The organism is Frateuria sp. GZRR35 (genome assembly GCF_051900415.1).
GTDB lineage: Bacteria > Pseudomonadota > Gammaproteobacteria > Xanthomonadales > Rhodanobacteraceae > Frateuria_A.
Map to the genome: position 1 here is coordinate 1 of NZ_JBHZGL010000022.1, position 15,021 is coordinate 15,021.

Sequence of the window (15,021 nt, forward strand, 5' to 3'; positions counted from 1 at the left end):
GGGGTGGGGGCCCGGGCCGGCCTGGCGAAGGACTCACCTGTACGCCGGCAGACGCTTCGGGTTTGGGCGCACTGGCCAGCTTCCCCGCGAGCCCCGGCCCCTCACCCAAACCCTCTCCCCGGAGGGGAGAGGGCCTCAGCGCGCCTAGAAGGAAATTTCAGACCAGATACCCAGTTCATCGCCGCTGCGCAGTTCGCGCCCGTGGCGCTCCACGGCGTTGCGCTTGGCCACCAGCGCCAGGCGCAGGCGCTTGGCCGGTTTCCACTCGACACCGGCATTGGCGTACCAGGTCCGCTGGCCAGGGTCCTGCACCCGCTTGGGCTGCATGCGGTCGTAGCGGGCAAACAGGCTCCATTGCCTGGTCACCTGCACGCTGCCCCAGGTCGACCAGCTACGGCCGCGCTCGCTGGTTGCACGGTGGACCCCGCTCCAGTTGCTGGCATAGGCGTAACGCACGCCCAGCCGCCAGGTGTCGTCGGCGTAGGCGGCCATCAGGTCGATACGTCGCGCGGTGTGATACAGCGGCACCAGGTCGGCGTCCTCGCCCTGCTGGCCGTCGTAGCCACCCAGCGCGAGCACCGTGTGCGCGCCCGGATGGTAGGCCAGCAGCGCTTCGACGTCGGCGCGACGGCCGTGCGAGGGACGCTTGTAGCCGGCGCCGGTGACGACCGCCACGGCGTAATCCAGCTTCGGCGCAAGCACGCCCTTCAGGTGCACGCCCCAGTCCGCCGCGTCGTCGATTTTCTGCATCGAGGTCGACAGCGCGTCGATGTAGCGGTAGCCGTACCACTGGCTGCCGAGCGTGATCCACGGCATGTCGTCCACGCCCAGGCGCACCTGCGCGGACTGGCCGAACTTGCGCTGCACGTAGGCATGCTTGAGCCACAGGTCCGGATCGCGCTCGCCGCGCAGCCAGTTGACGTCGCCGGTCACGTGCACCGACCAGGCCGGATCGAACGCGTAGTCGGCGTCCAGGTACATGCGCTTGAGGTCCGCGTCGGTGTCGCTGCTGCGGGCGCCGGTAACGTGGTCGTGCTGTTCGAGCAGGCTGGCGTCGGCGTAGATCTTGCCACCGAAGGTGAACTCGCCGGCCTGCGCCGCCGGTGCGGCCAACGCCGTGCCCAGGGCCAGGCACAGGGCCGCTTTGGATACAGATTTCATGGGTTTGCTCGACAAGGGCGCCGCCGGGCGGCGCCAGGATTTCAGGGAATCAGAACTCGGTCCACGCCCCGGCCACGGCGGCCAGGGTGCGCGCCGGGCGCGGTGCCGCGTGGCGCGGCTGCGAAGTGGTGTCGACCGGGCGCGCCTGCGCCGCGGCATCGACTGCTGCGGCATCGACGCGGAAGAACAGCATCTGGCGCTTCATCGCGTCGGCCTGCTCCTGCATCGCGCGGGCGGCCGCCGAAGCTTCTTCGACCAACGCCGCGTTCTGCTGGGTCGCCTCGTCCATCTGGGTGACGGCATGGTTGACCTGGTCGATGCCCGCCGACTGCTCCTGGCTCGCCGCGGCGATCTCGGCCACCACGTCGGTCACCTTCTTGACGCTCTCGATGATGCCCGACAGCGCCTGGCCCGACTCGGCCACCAGCGTGGAACCCACGCGGACCTTCTCGACGCTGTCGCCGATCAGTGCCTTGATTTCGCGGGCGGCATTGGCGCTGCGCTGGGCCAGGCTGCGCACTTCGCTGGCAACCACCGCGAAGCCGCGGCCCTGTTCGCCGGCGCGCGCCGCTTCCACGGCCGCATTGAGCGACAGCAGGTTGGTCTGGAAGGCGATTTCGTCGATCAGTTGCACGATGTCGGTGATCTGCCGGCTCGCCTGCTCGATCTCGCGCATGGCGGCGCTGGCCCGCGAGGCCACCTCGCCACCGCGCTCGGCCTGCACGCGCGCACCGTTGGCCAGTTGGCTGGCCTGGCCGGCGTTGTCTGCGCTCTGCTTGACCGTGGCGGTCATCTCCTCCATCGAGGAGGCGGTTTCCTCCAGGCTGGAGGCCTGTTCCTGCGTACGCTGGGACAGGTCGTCGTTGCCGCGTGCGATCTGCTGCGCCGCGATGCTCACCGCCTGCGAACTGCCCTGCACTTCGCCGACGATCGACACCAGCCGGGTACGCATGCGCATCAGCGCGTCGAGCAGGCTGCCGGCGGTGACGGCCGGTTCGCCGGCCTGCACGCACAGGTCGCCCTCGGCAATGCGCGCGGCCATGGCCACCGCGAACTCCGGCTCGCCGCCGATGCTGCGACGGATGCTGCGCATCGACAGCCACACGAGCAGGATCACCAGCAGGCCGACGACGCCGGCCTTGCCCAGGCCGACCATCAGCGAGTGGCGGAAGGTGGCGTCGATGTCCTCGAAGTAGGCGCCCGCCGCGAAGTTCAGGTTCCACGGCTTGAACAGCTGCGTGTAGGTGATTTTGTCCTTGCCGCTGCCGTCGGGCATTTTCTGGGTGTAGCGGATGAGGTCGTGGCCATCCTTGAGGTTGGCGTCGCGCATCATCCGGTAATGGGGCATGCCCTTGAAGTCGGTGTCGTCGGCGATGCTCTTGCCGACCAGTGCCGGCTTGAGCGGATGCATGCGCATCATCAGGTCGGTGTCGAAGGCGAAGATGTAGCCGGTGCCGCCGTCCCAGCGCATGGCCAGGACCTGCGCCAACGCCTGGCGTTTCGCTTCCTCGTCGGTCAACTCGCCCTTGGTGGCGCGCTCGTGCAGTTGGCTGGCTACCGACACGGCCGACTCGATCTGGCTCTGCAGCTGCTTTTGAAGGCTGGCCATCTGCCGCGCGCGATCTTCGAACGCCCCCATCACGGTCAACCCGGCCAGGCCGGCCACCACGACCACCACGACCAGGGCCACCCGCGCGTTCAGGCTGAGCCGGGCCAACGACCAATGTTTCGGAAACTGCATACGAGCCTCGTAATTTCGATCATCGGCGCACGGCGCCTTGGAATGTTTTTTCGCTCCTGGCCATCAGGTCGGCCAGCATGGATCCGACGCGCGCGCCGGCGATGCATACGACGGGTGCTACCGCTCCGCCCGCGATCGGTTGCAAGCAGGAATTCAAAACAGGGAGCGCCAGGCCTCACGGCAGGCGCGGGCAACTCAGGCGGCAGCCTCCAGCGACTTGTCGTGAAGCCGCAGCAGGCGATCCACGTCCAGCAGCAGCACCATGCGCTCGTTCACGCCGATCAGGCCCCTGAGGTATTCGGTGTCTACCGTGGTCCCCATGTCGGGCACCGGCCGCACCTGTGAATCCGCCGCGTCGAGCACGTCGGACACGGCATCCACCACGATGCCGAAACTGCGCCCGTCCACCGCCACGATCACCGTGACCGTGGTGTCGGTGTACGCCTCGCGCTCCACGCCGAAACGAAGGCGCAGGTCCAGCACCGGCACGATGGCCCCACGCAGGTTGAGCACGCCCAGCAGGTAGGGCGGCGACTGCGGAATGCGCGTCACCGGCGTCCACCCGCGGATCTCGCGCACCGCGAGGATGTCGATTCCGTACTCCTCGTGAGCGAGATTGACGGTCAGGTACTGCGACTGGAGCTCCTCGCTCCCGGCGTGGTCGGACATGGATTGGTCTCTCGGAAATCGAAGCGCCTGGCGGCACCCCGTGGAAAGTGGATCGGCCGGCGCCCCGCCAACTTGAGCGGGCCGCCGGGCGTGGATCAGAACTCCGACCATCCACCCGCGGCCGGCACCGGGCGAGGCGAAGGCGCCACCCGCGCCCCGCGCGGCGCCGCGGCGCGCACCGGGGCCGTAGTGGCGGCCGGAGCCCGCGCAGCCGAGCCGGGAATCCGGAAGTAGCGCACCTGCCGATCGAGGGCATCGGCCTGGTCCTGCATGGCACGAGCGGCGGCAGCGGCCTCCTCGACCAGCGCGGCGTTCTGCTGCGTGACCTCGTCCATCTGCGTCACCGCCCGGTTGACCTGCTCGATGCCGATCGACTGTTCCTGGCTGGCCGCGGCAATCTCGGCCACGATGTCGGTCACCTTCTGGACGCTGTCCATGATGCCGGCCAGGACTTCGCCCGATTCGGCCACCAGCATCGAGCCGACCTGCACCTTGCCCACGCTGTCGCCGATCAGCGCCTTGATTTCCTTCGCTGCGCCCGCCGAACGCTGGGCCAGGTTGCGCACCTCGCTGGCGACCACCGCAAAGCCGCGGCCCTGCTCGCCGGCGCGCGCCGCTTCCACCGCCGCATTGAGCGAGAGCAGGTTGGTCTGGAAGGCGATCTCGTCGATCAACTGGACGATGTCGGTAATCTGCCGGCTCGCCTGCTCGATCTCGCGCATGGCCTCGCTGGTGCGGGCGGCCACGTCGCCGCCGCGCTCGGCCTGCGCTCGCGCGCCGCGCGCGAGCTGATCGGCATGGCTGGCGTTGCTGGCGCTCTGCTTGACGGTGGAGGTCATTTCCTCCATCGAGGCGGCGGTTTCCTCCAGGCTGGAGGCCTGCTCCTGCGTGCGCTGGGACAGGTCGTCATTGCCCTGGGCAATCTGGCCCGCGGCACTGGCCACCACCTGCGATCCACCCTGCACGCCATGCACCACTTCGATCAGTTTGTGCCGCATGCGCTGCACGGCGTGCATCAGGCTGCCCGGTTCGGGCTCGCCCTCGTCGGCGCCATCCAGCGCCAGGTCGCCGTCGGCCATGCGGCCGACCAGCTCGACAGCACGCGCCGGCTCGCCGCCAATGCTCTTGCGGATGCTGCGCATCGACTGCCACACCACCAGGATCACCAGCAGGCCGACCAGGCCGGCGCGCAGCAGGCTGCCGATCAGTGTTTGCCGGAACTTGGCGTTGATGTCGACGTAGTAAGCGCCGGTGCCGAAGTGGAGATCCCAGGGCTTGTACCACTGGGTATAGGTGATCTTGCCCTCGAGCTTCTTGTCCGGCGGCATCGGCCAGACGTACTCGACCACGGCACTGCCGTCCTTCTGGTCGGCTGTCACCATCGACTGGTACAGGGTCTTGCCGCTCGGGTCGGTGTCCTCGCGCACGTTCCTGCCGACGTCGGCCGGGCGCATCGGGTGCATGCGGAGCACGTAACCCGAGTCGAGCGCAAACAGGTAACCGCTGCCGTCTCCCCAGCGCATGGCGCTGATGATGGACAGTGCGCGACGGCGCGCTTCGGCGTCGCTCAGTTCGCCCGATTGCGCGCGGGCGTGGTAACTCTCGGCGATGGTGATGGCGCTGCTTACCTGGTCCTGCAGCGCATGCACGCGCGCGTCCATCTGCACACGCCGGCTATCGAAGGCCGACAGCACGGTGAGGGAAAGCAAACCGGCCACCACGAAGGCGATGACCAGCCACACCCGCGCCGCAAGGCTCAGGCGATTGAGGAGTTTCAGCGGGGACAACATGGAGGGACCTGCAATGAACTACGAGGGGGACCTGGCATCCGGCCCTGGCCGGCGCAGCCGCCGGCACGCCGCGCATCCGGGCGCGGCGTGAGAGAGAAACGGGAGGGCGTCGTGCCCGCCGGATTTGGCTCCGCGCGAGCGGGACAGCTCCGGAGATCTTGCGGGGGCTGGCCGGCCTCCCGGCCAGCCCCGTGGCGCCGCGTTACCGGCGCCTACGCCGCCTTGCGGCGACCGTGCAGGCGCACGAGGCCGGCGATGTCCACGATCAGCGCCACCGAGCCATCGGCCAGGATGGTCGCGCCGGACACGCCCTGCACGCGGCGGTAGTTGGCTTCCAGCGACTTGACCACCGCCTGCTGTTGCCCGACCAGGCCGTCGACGAACAGGCCCACGCGGGCGCCTTCGCCTTCGACCACGATCAGCAGGCCGTCCTCGATCGTCCGTTTGGCGCCATCGCAGCCGAACAGCTCGTGCAGGCGCAGCACCGGCAGGTATTCGCCGCGGAAGCGGAACAGCTCGCCGCCGCCGGCCACGGTCTTGAGCGCCTCGGGCTTGAGCTGCACCGATTCGATGATCGACACCAGCGGCACGATGTAGCGCTCCTCGCCCACCGCGGCGGTGAGGCCGTCGATGATCGCGAGCGTGAGCGGCAGGGTGATGGTGAACACGCTGCCCTGCCCCGGCCGGCTGCGCACGACCACGCTGCCACCGAGGTCGGACACATTGCGGCGGACCACGTCCATGCCCACGCCGCGACCGGAAAGATCGGTAGTGACTTCGGCGGTGGAAAAGCCCGGCTGGAAGATCAGGTCGCCGACGGCCTCGTCGCTGAGACCATCGCCGCTCTTGATCAGCCCGCGCTCGACCGCCTTGCGCACGATCGCCTCGCGGTTGAGCCCGGCGCCGTCGTCGGACACTTCCACCACGATGCTGCCGCCGCGATGGAATGCGTCGAGCTTGAGCGTGCCCATCTCAGGCTTGCCGGCGGCGCGGCGCTTCTCGGGCGTCTCCAGGCCGTGGTCGATCGCGTTGCGCACCAGGTGCACCATCGGATCGCCGATCTTCTCCAGCACCGTCTTGTCCAGCTCGGTCTGCTCGCCGTGCAGGTCGAGCTTCACCTGCTTGCCGAGCTTCTGGCTCAGGTCGCGCACCAGCCGCGGAAAGCGGTTGAACACCGAGGCGATGGGCAGCATGCGGATGCCCATCACGCTTTCCTGCAGCTCGCGCGCATGGCGGGCGAGCTGGGTCAGGCCCTGCTGCAGCAACGGCAGCCGGGCCGGATCGAATTCCTCGCGGAAGGTGTCGAGCATGGCCTGGGTGATCACCAGCTCGCCGACCAGGTTGATCATGCTGTCGATCTTGTCGATCGCCACGCGCACCGAGCTGGACTCGGCGCTCGTCTCGCGGGTGCCGCGCGCAGCAGCCGCATCGGCGATGTTCGCCGGGGCGGGCGCCGGAGCCGGTGCCGGCGTCACCACGGCGGTCGGCTTGGGTTCGATGGACAGGTCGCACTCGTCTTCGACCCAGTCGAACACCGAGGCGATGTCCTCTCGCCTGACCGGCGCCTTGAGCTCGATGTTCCAGCCCAGGTGGCACTCGGACGGGTCCAGCTTGGCCAGCGCCGGCAGGCGCGAGAGATCGGCCTCGACCACCAGCTCGCCCAGCCCGGCCAGTTCGCGGATCAACCGCAGCGGATCGTTGCCGCCGGCGAGCATGCCCGCATGCGGCTTGAACTGGATTATCCAGGCGCCGGCCTGGTCGCCCGCGCGACGGGCCGGGCCTGCCTGCGCGGGCGCCTCGCGGCCCATCATCGCGGCCAGCTCGCCGCGCACACCGTCGGACGTGGCGTCGTTCAACGGCTCGCCGGCCCGCGCGCGGTCGAACATGCCGCGCAGGCAGTCGACCGAACGCAGCATCAGCTCGATGATCGGTTTGTCGATCGCCCGCTTGCCGCCACGCACCTCGTCCAGCAGGGACTCGGCCTCATGCGTGAAGGAGGCCATCTCCGGGAAGCCGAACGTGGCCGCGCCGCCCTTGATCGAGTGCGCCGCGCGGAAAATGGTGTGCACCAGCTCCCCGTCGCCGCCCTCGTCCAGCGCGAGCAGCGAGGATTCCATCGTATCGAGCCCTTCCAGGCTCTCCTCGATGAACACTTGTTGGAACTGCGCCAGGCCCGCGTTGCTCATGGGTGTTTCTCCGCGCTCAGCCGAGCACGCGCTTGACCGTGGCCAGCAACTGGTCCGGGTCGAACGGCTTGACCAGCCAGCCGGTGGCGCCGGCGGCCTTGCCTTCCATCTTCTTGTCCGTGTGCGACTCGGTGGTCAGCATCAGGATCGGCACGCCCTTGTACGCCGCTCGTGTGCGCAGCTCGCGCACCATGCTGATACCGTCCATCACCGGCATGTTGACGTCGGCCAGCACCAGGTCGAAACCACCGGCGCCCGCGGCGTCCAGCGCCAGCTGGCCGTTCTCCGCCTCGGTCACCTCGTGGCCCGCGCCGCGCAGGGTGTAGGCCACCATGCCGCGCATCGACGCCGAATCGTCCACCGCAAGAATCTTTGCCATTCGTCTTTCCTCAGTTGTTTCAGGCCGCCGCGGCGACCGGTAGATCAAGTGCCTTGACGAGGCCGAGCGTGTCCGCCGCCTCGCATAACGTGCTGCTCGCGCCGCGCCAGCTCACCTCGCAGCCGCGCGAGAGGGCCTCGCGCCGGAACAGCGTCAGCAGCTGCAGCGCAGCGGTGTCCACGCGCTCGACCGCGCTGCCGTCGATCCGCGTTGCCGGTGCGTCCAGCGCGCCCAGCAGATCGGCCAGCAGTTCGGTCTGCGCCGCCATGCGGCAGTCGGCCGGCAGGCCGATCTCGACCGTTTTGGGCTGTTTGAGTTCTCGTTTGCTGCCCATGCTTACCTCCGCTCCTACAGGGCCCCTGCCCAAGCCATATCGGCGCAAGGGCCGATGCCTTTAGCCCGGTGCGGGAGACACCCAAAGCCGCGCGACAAAAACCCGTCGGCCCGCCTCGTTTGCACGAAGCGGGCCGTCGCCCGGGTTTCGGTCAGCCGGAGCGGTTGGTCACGAAGGCAGGCGGCTACTCGTGCTGGAACCAGCCATGTTCGACCGCTGCCCCCTGCGGCAAGCGCGTGCGCTCGCCGGTGACGAGGTTAAAGATCACCGGGTCGGACACCGTGTAGGCGTTCTCGCCCGTGCCCACGTAGTGCTCGCGGTTGGCGAGCAGGCATGTTCCGTCCCTGGACCAGGCAATCGGGACATAGTTGATGTCGGTCGGACTGCTGGTAAGCCGGCGCAGGCGCCGTTCGCTGGGACGGGTCGCCGCATCCATGACGTAAAGGTCGCCGAAGAGGTCGTATGCCAGGCGTTTGCTGTCCGGAGACCACACCGGATTGCTACCGTAGCTGACCAACCCCGACTCGGCCCCGGTCGCAAGCTCGATCAGGCTCAATTGTTCGGCCCGGTCGTAGTTGATATCGACCGCCCAGGCGGCATCCGGCGACAGGAAGAGACGCGAACTGGAAGGCCCGTTCAGTCGGCGCAGGAAAATGCGGGTGGCCAGGCCCGTGCGCACGTTGACCCGATAGATGCTCTGGTCGGTGGGGGGCTCGAGGCCACCGCCGATCTCGGTTTCGCCAAAGAACAGCACGCTCTGGCCGTCCAGCGACCATTGCAGCCTGACGATGAGGGCGTCCTCGGGCAGGCAAAACAGGCGCCGATGGTTTTGCCCTTGCCCACCGACGATGTGCAGGCAGTTGAAGTTTTCGACGTAGGCAATGCCGCCGGGCCCCCAGACCGGCTGGTAACGCAAACCGATACCCTGCGTGATGCGCCTGACCCCGCCGCCCTGGCGATCCATCACCCACAAGTGCGAGCGAGAAAGGCCATCGTCACGCTCCACTTCGAAGACGATGTTCGAACTGCCGGGCGACCAGCCGCCCAGGTAGCGATCCACGCCTTCCTCGGGGGGCATCAGGTAAGCCTCGCGGCCCCGGGTATCGACCACGGCAAAGCCGCTTCCCTTGTATTCGTGGTTCTCCACAAGCTGGCGGGCCACCAGCACAGCATTGCCCTGCGCGACCCCTGCGCGCGAAGGCATCGGCGCGGACAAGCCGGCCACGGTCAGCGCCAGCACGGAATAAACCAAAGCAGACGTTTTCATGCCACGTTCCTCGCGGGTGTGTTCCCCCTGCTTTGCGTGGCTGCCCCGGGCATGGCATGTCCCCGCGAGGCAAATGCCGTGCAGGGGCGAGGCGACATCGAGATAACGGGCAGCCAACGGCTCCGGTACAGTGCGCCGACGCCTCCGACGTCGACGCCTGCGTAAGTTTTTGCGGACGCTGCGCCGGATCCGGTGAAGCGCGCGACTAGGGCGGGTCTGCCTCGATTTCACGCGAATTTCATGGCCGCGGCCGCTGTCGCCCCGGGGCTCAAGTTTTGGTCGGTCTGGTCGATTCCTTTACCGACTGCACGGAACCGGCCCAACCTGCCCGGCCGGCAGGCAGGAGACCCGCGTGATCATCCAACCCACCAGCCTCGCCGCGATGACCTGGGCGGGTGCCGCCTCCGGTGCCGCGTCGGAAAGCTGGCGCGTGGGCACGGTGCTGTCCGCGCGACCGCTCGGCATGGGCGAGCAGGGCCGGATGGTGCTGCAGATCGGCGCGCTCACGGTGGAAGCCGACCCGCTGGGCATTCCGCTGCCCTCGCAGTTCCAGGTACGCGTGCTCGCCATGGGCAACCCGCCACTGCTGGAGATCCTCGCCGGTGCCGGTGCCGACCCACGCGTGCAGCAGGCGCTACGCGAGCGCCTGCCGCAACAGAACGGCTACGCACCGCTGCTGGCCACGCTCGGCGCGCTGGCGCAGCGCCCGGTGCTGCGGCAGCTGCCGCCGGAGGTGCGCTCCGCGCTGGCGCTGCTTGACCAGGGCGTGCGCACGCCGCAGGACATCAGCCACCCCGAAGGCCTGCGCGAGGCGATCGCCCGCAGCGGCCTGTTCCTCGAATCGCAACTCGCGCGCCCGCGCAACAACCCGCTGCCGCTGGGCGACGAAGACTTCAAGGCGGTGCTGCTGCGCCTGGCCGCGCTGCTCGACCGGCAGCCGCGTCTGCCCGCCCACGTCCCGGCCAGCAACGCCGACACGCCGCCGCCGCTGCGCCAGCGTGGCCTGCAGGCGCAGCCGCGCGTACCGCTCGCCATGCCGCTCGCCGACGTGCCCGCGGACGAGGACATCCACCAGTTGCTCGGCCGCCTGCGCGGCGACGTGCACGCTGCGTTGGCCCGGCTCGAAATCGCCCAGCTCGATGCCGCCGGCGCGCAGGCCTGGATGATCGACATCCCGTTGCAGGGTCCGGACGGGCGCGATGTGCTGCAGATCCATCTCGAACAGGGCCAGGACGCCGAAACCGGCGCCGGTACCTGGACGCTGGGTTTCGCCATCGACCTGCCTTCGCTCGGGCCGCTGCAGGGCGAGCTGCAACTGCGCGACCTGCGCCTGAACGTGCGCCTGTGGGCCGAGCGCAGCGCCACCACCGAGCGGCTGGAGCGCCAGTTCACCCCGCTACGCCAGCGCCTGGCCGCCAGCGGCCTGCAGTTGGAGCAGCTGAGCTGCCAGACCGGCCTTCCGCAAGGCCAATCCCATGCGAGCGCACTGCTGCTGAAGGCCACCGCATGAGCACCGCCCTGCCGCCCCCGCAGCGCCGCGTCACCCTGCGCCTGGCCGGCCCGGAGTCCAAGGCCACGCCGTTGCCGCCCGAGGCACTCGAATTGCTGCTGGCCCGCGCCCGCGCGCTGGGCCTGCCGTTGCACCACGATCCGCAGATCGCCGCGGTGCTGGCCGCGCTGCGCCTGCGCGAGGATGTGCCGGTGTTGCTCTACGCGGCGGCCGCCGCGGTGCTGGCGAGCGTGTACGAGGCGAGTAGCGAGTCTGGCGTCTGACTCTCGGGGGTGGGTTGAGATCCCGCCTTGGAGGAGCTGCCACTGCTTTGCCGGGCGCTTGGGAGCTGAGGCACAGGAAGAGCGCGAGGTTGTGCATGTCCGCCGCGAGCTGCTCCCTCTCCCCTCCGGGAGAGGGTTGGGGTGAGGGGCCGGGGCTCGCGGGGATGTTTCGTCCGAAGGGTGCTTTTGGTTGCCGCCCTTGCGCGGCCTCCCCGCAACTTGGCTCGCCTGCCGCGGGCTTCCGATCGCCTGTCGGCGCTCGGGTCACTTTCTTTGCTGGCCCAAAGAAAGTAACCAAAGAAATGGCCTGCTAAGCACGGGTTGGCTAAAAAGCTAGGTGCCTGTGCGCTTTGCTTGGTCAGTCACCTGCTCTTAGAGGAGCTGCCGCCGCTTTACCGCGGGCGCTCGGGAGCTGGGGCGGGAACAGTGCGAGGTCATGCACGTTGGCCGTATGTGGCTCCCTCTCCCCTCCGGGGAGAGGGTTGGGGTGAGGGGCCGGGGCTCGCAGGGGTGCCTCCTGCATGGGGGGCTTTGCTTGTCGTTCCTGCGTGGTTTCCCCGCGACTGGGCTCGCCTGCCGCGGGCTTCCGATCGCCTGTCGGCGCTCGGGTCACTTTCTTTGCTGGCCCAAAGAAAGTAACCAAAGAAATGGCCTGGCTAAGCACGGGGTGGCTAAAAAGCTAGGTGCCTCTTCGCTTTGCTTGGTCAGTCGCTCGCTCTTAGAGGAGCTGCCGCCGCTTTGCCGCGGGCGCTCGGGAGCTGAGGCCAGGGAGGCAATCCAGCGGGTTGGTTGGTATCGGCTCTTTGGCTTTCTCGCTCGCGAAGCGAACATTTGGCGTTGGTTGCCCGTAGGGCTCGCGAACCACGAAGCGAAACCAACAACGTGCCGTCGAGCCAAGAGGTCGTGCCGGTGCGCCCGAACCAAGACCGCTCTGAAGGCAAAATTGGCAGCCGCTCCACGCCGCCGCAAAGCCACCCTTGCCCCAACTCCCGAGCGCCCGCGGTAAAGCGGCGGCAGCTCCTCTAAGAGCAAGCGACTGACCTATCAAGGCGAGGCGGCCCCTAGCTCTTATCCCTCACCGGGATTAGCAGGCCATTTCTTTTGGTTACTTTTCTTTGGGCCAGCAAAGAAAGGTGACTCGAGCGCCGGCAGGCGATCGAAAGCCCGCGGCAGGCGAGCCCAGTCGCGGGGAGGCTACGCAAGGGCGACAACCAAGCAACCTCCGGACGAACCATCCCCGCGAGCCCCGGCCCCTCACCCCAGCCCTCTCCCCGGAGGGGAGAGGGCGCAGAAGCAGCAGACCCAGGCGCTTTATGGCAGGGACGTCAACCGCACCCCCACTCGCCGCCAGCCAATCGCTCACGTCCCGCAACGGCAGCGTGGACGTTTCCTCCACGCCCTTCTCGCTATTCGTTGAACTTTTGGGGCGACAGGGGCCTGTCTGCCAAGGGCGTGGATCCGGATGTCCGGGGGTATGTGAGTGCGTTCTCGCTTGGTCACACGCGTGCTGGGAAGCGCGCTGTTCGCAGGGGCAGCGCCGCTGGCGGTGCATGCCGCGTCCGCGCAGGTTCTGGTCAGCCAGGGCAACGGCCACGGTGTGCCACCGTGCCAATCCTGCCATGGCGCCAGCGGTGAGGGCCAAACGGCCGCCGGCTTTCCGCGGCTGGCCGGCCTCGACGCCGACTACCTCACCCGCCAGTTGGCCGACTACGCCGCCGACACACGCGCCAACCCGGTGATGCAGCCGATCGCGAAGTCGCTCTCGGCGGACGAGCGGCAGGCGGTGGCGGCCTACTACAGTCGCTTGCCGGTGCCGGCCATTCCGCCGGGCACGCCGCCGCCGGACCGTACCGGCCAGACGCTCGCCACACGCGGGCGCTGGTCGCAGCAGGTGCCCGCCTGCGAGCAATGCCACGGCCCCGGCGGCGTGGGCGTAGGCACGCATTTCCCGCCACTGGCCGGACAGCCCGCCGCGTACATCGAGGCGCAATTGGAGGCATGGCAACAAGGCACGCGGCGCAACGATCCTCTGCAGCTCATGCAACACCTGAGCCGCAAGCTCGACGCAAGAGACATCGCGGCAGTTGCGCAGTCGTTCGCCGCACAACCGCTGCCGGCCGGGGGCAGCGGAAGATGAACACACGCCAGAGCTGCTCCCCACACTCGTCCTCGGCCTATAGAGCCTGATTGAACGCGAACATAGCTTCGGCCGAGGCATATGGCGCACCCGACGCCGAGCTGGCCGGGTTGTACACATCGCGTTGAACGGCGCTGACCCAGCCGCTGCAGGCGTACGGGTTGCACGCATGCACGGCATACGAGTGCATGGAAAGCGGCCCGTCGTAGACGCTCTCCACCCCTCCAGCTCATTTAAATGCCTACATCATCAGCACGTGCGACCTAGTTCCTTGGCTACAAAGCCTTGTAATCGGCAAATTCCCATGCTCCGAATCGACTCAGCTTGCCCGCAAGCTCGCCCCAGTCTCGACCCTCAATAGATCGACATAGCCGCTTAAGCGCCGCTTCAATTTCACAATAATCGAACGCGTCCACGACCATGTGACTGGCGCCGAATATAGGCCCACCTGATTTTAAGCAGAGATCACGCAACCATCCCGGCGTGCACACCACAAAGGAAAATGACTCTTCAGCGTCCCCACCTTCATAACCGATCATCGCTTGCAAAAGTATCGAAAAATCCGCCCCTAGACCAGGTCGATAGCTCTTAAGATCGGCATCTGGAGAATGCAATCTCTTAAGTTCAGCGCGCATGGAATTCCTCAATTGGTAATATCCAGATGAGCATTGCTTTGCCACTCCCCTTGCGACTTAACTCTTTGCTCGAAATTAGCTTGAACGCCAGTCTCGGCATGCGAACTATTTTTTTCAGCGGGCGGGCGATATTGACGCAGCCCATCTTTGCTAACCAAAGTCTTCCCGTCACTAGCAACTGTATACTCCTTTCCAACCCATGCGCGCCCCATCGCATTAGATTGCTTGGCAGTAGCACTTCCTATCCCAAAATTACCCTTACCTGCAGCAGCTGATCTCAACATGCCAGACATCTTGGCTAACCCACCAAGACGCTCTACCCGTACGATTGTGGCAAGCGCCCGCGTTAATTTGATTGCCCCGCCAGCAAGCGCGCCTGTCGGTATGAAAGTAGTCGCATCATCAAACGCTGCCCGAGCGAATCCATCACCTTCGCCGTCATACCCATCCTTCAACGCTCCCATCACCATATCGCCGTCGAAACCCTGGCCATTGAGTGCGTTCCAACTTTCGGTAATCACGCCGCCTACAAAGGTGACGCCATTTCTTCCATCAGGATCGGTGAACTTGTACGGGTTGCTGAGCGCATAAACGTACCGGTTGAAGTTGGTCATCGGCTTCTCGTAAGCCGTAACCGGGTCGACACTCAGGAACCGTCCGACCTCCGGATCGTAATACCGCTGCTGCATGTACACGAGCCCGGAATCCGGATCCCCCACATGTCCCGTATACCCCGGCCCCGCCGCCACCGGCCCCGCCTGCTGCTTGCCGTAGGGCCGATAGTCGTACCGCGCAATGATGTTGCCCTGCGCATCTTCCCGCGCCAGCACCGTGCCCTGCACATCCGTCAGCACGTACGTCGTCGTTTCCGCCGCCTGCGCCTGGCCACCCAAGCTTAGGCTCAGCAGTGTCAGTACGACCGCCGCAACCCGCGCCCACGCCGCACCTC

13 protein-coding genes are annotated in these 15,021 nt (G+C 67.3%); 3 read left to right on the forward strand and 10 right to left on the reverse strand.

Features of this window, described 5'->3' with window-relative positions; translation table 11 throughout:
• Positions 1-144: 144 nt before the first annotated feature.
• From ACFWZ3_RS17095 to ACFWZ3_RS17130, 8 genes are all read right to left on the reverse strand, one after another.
• Complete coding sequence (locus ACFWZ3_RS17095) at positions 145-1,161, reverse strand: hypothetical protein (RefSeq protein WP_439708881.1); 1,017 nt, start codon at positions 1,159-1,161, stop codon at positions 145-147.
• A 49-nt stretch (positions 1,162-1,210) separates the two neighbouring features.
• Positions 1,211-2,902, reverse strand: coding sequence for a methyl-accepting chemotaxis protein (locus ACFWZ3_RS17100; RefSeq protein WP_439708882.1), 1,692 nt, complete (start codon positions 2,900-2,902; stop codon positions 1,211-1,213).
• A gap of 195 nt (positions 2,903-3,097) precedes the next feature.
• Entirely contained in the window at positions 3,098-3,571 is a 474-nt protein-coding gene (locus ACFWZ3_RS17105; RefSeq protein ID WP_439708883.1) for a chemotaxis protein CheW, read from the reverse strand.
• Positions 3,572-3,666: 95 nt separating this feature from the next.
• The gene (locus ACFWZ3_RS17110) at positions 3,667-5,361 is read right to left on the reverse strand and encodes a methyl-accepting chemotaxis protein (protein ID WP_439708884.1); all 1,695 of its coding nucleotides are present in this window, start codon (positions 5,359-5,361) and stop codon (positions 3,667-3,669) included.
• A 212-nt stretch (positions 5,362-5,573) separates the two neighbouring features.
• Complete coding sequence (locus tag ACFWZ3_RS17115; protein ID WP_439708885.1) at positions 5,574-7,547, reverse strand: chemotaxis protein CheA; 1,974 nt, start codon at positions 7,545-7,547, stop codon at positions 5,574-5,576.
• Positions 7,548-7,563: 16 nt separating this feature from the next.
• A complete protein-coding gene (locus ACFWZ3_RS17120) occupies positions 7,564-7,926 on the reverse strand; it encodes a response regulator (protein ID WP_439708886.1) in 363 nt (120 codons plus the stop codon).
• A gap of 19 nt (positions 7,927-7,945) precedes the next feature.
• On the reverse strand, positions 7,946-8,260 hold the full coding sequence (locus ACFWZ3_RS17125; RefSeq protein ID WP_439708887.1) for an STAS domain-containing protein: 315 nt from the start codon (positions 8,258-8,260) through the stop codon (positions 7,946-7,948).
• Between the two features lie 184 nt (positions 8,261-8,444).
• Complete coding sequence (locus tag ACFWZ3_RS17130) at positions 8,445-9,644, reverse strand: hypothetical protein (protein ID WP_439708888.1); 1,200 nt, start codon at positions 9,642-9,644, stop codon at positions 8,445-8,447.
• A 235-nt stretch (positions 9,645-9,879) separates the two neighbouring features.
• On the opposite strand from ACFWZ3_RS17130, the gene fliK reads away from it, so the two are divergent.
• From fliK to ACFWZ3_RS17145, 3 genes are all read left to right on the forward strand, one after another.
• Positions 9,880-11,037, forward strand: coding sequence for a flagellar hook-length control protein FliK (gene fliK, locus ACFWZ3_RS17135; RefSeq protein WP_439708889.1), 1,158 nt, complete (start codon positions 9,880-9,882; stop codon positions 11,035-11,037).
• Positions 11,034-11,300, forward strand: coding sequence for a flagellar biosynthesis protein (locus tag ACFWZ3_RS17140; RefSeq protein WP_439708890.1), 267 nt, complete (start codon positions 11,034-11,036; stop codon positions 11,298-11,300). The genes fliK and ACFWZ3_RS17140 overlap by 4 nt, the downstream gene beginning before the upstream one ends.
• 1,480 nt (positions 11,301-12,780) lie before the next feature.
• Entirely contained in the window at positions 12,781-13,437 is a 657-nt protein-coding gene (locus ACFWZ3_RS17145; protein WP_439708891.1) for a c-type cytochrome, read from the forward strand.
• Between the two features lie 275 nt (positions 13,438-13,712).
• Here the strand turns inward: ACFWZ3_RS17145 and ACFWZ3_RS17150 are convergent, their stop codons facing one another.
• Both ACFWZ3_RS17150 and ACFWZ3_RS17155 read right to left on the reverse strand, forming a co-directional pair.
• Entirely contained in the window at positions 13,713-14,072 is a 360-nt protein-coding gene (locus tag ACFWZ3_RS17150) for an immunity 8 family protein (RefSeq protein ID WP_439708892.1), read from the reverse strand.
• Between the two features lie 8 nt (positions 14,073-14,080).
• The coding region (locus ACFWZ3_RS17155) for an RHS repeat-associated core domain-containing protein (RefSeq protein WP_439708893.1) at positions 14,081-15,021 on the reverse strand (941 nt) is incomplete at its 5' end.